The sequence below is a fragment of the Vibrio sp. Y176 genome (genome assembly GCF_033438945.1).
Genome location: NZ_JAWOQS010000968.1, coordinates 1 through 559 on the forward strand (window position 1 = coordinate 1; position 559 = coordinate 559).

The 559-nt window shown below is 50.6% G+C and carries 1 protein-coding gene; it reads left to right on the forward strand.

Features of this window, described 5'->3' with window-relative positions; all coding sequences use genetic code 11:
- Positions 1-559 (forward strand): DUF294 nucleotidyltransferase-like domain-containing protein (locus R7O13_RS29680; protein WP_318305567.1); only part of this gene is annotated, 559 nt, incomplete at both ends.

Here is a 559-nt window from a genome sequence, read left to right on the forward strand (position 1 = left end):
GACATGGATACCAATCAACCCATTGCCGACGTGATGACGCCAAACCCCGTGTTGATCGAAGACGATGCTAAAGTGATTCAAGCCATTTCCTTGATGCTGCAATACAACATTCGCTGTTTGCCCGTGGTACATGGCAAGCAAGTGAAAGGACTTCTAACGACAACACATTTAGTGCATAACCACCGCACGCAGTCTTTGTTCTTAATTGAGAAAATCAAATACGCGAGTTCACTCAACGCGCTGGCGGCGTTGAAAGAAGAACGTCAAACCATTTTCCAAGCGTTGGTGGAAAGCGGTGTGAGTGCGGAAATTCAGGGTCGAGTGATGTCAATGATCATGGACGCTTTCACGCGCCGCATCATCCAGCTCAATGAAGAACTGTTGGGCCCACCGCCGTGTGATTACGCGTGGTTGGTTGCAGGCTCTCACGCCCGTAACGAAGTGCACATGCTGTCGGACCAAGACAGTGCGATTGTGCTTTCCGATGACGCCACCGAAGAACATAAACTGTACTTCACTCACCTTGCCATGCGGGTGTGTAATGGTTTGGCGGCGTGCG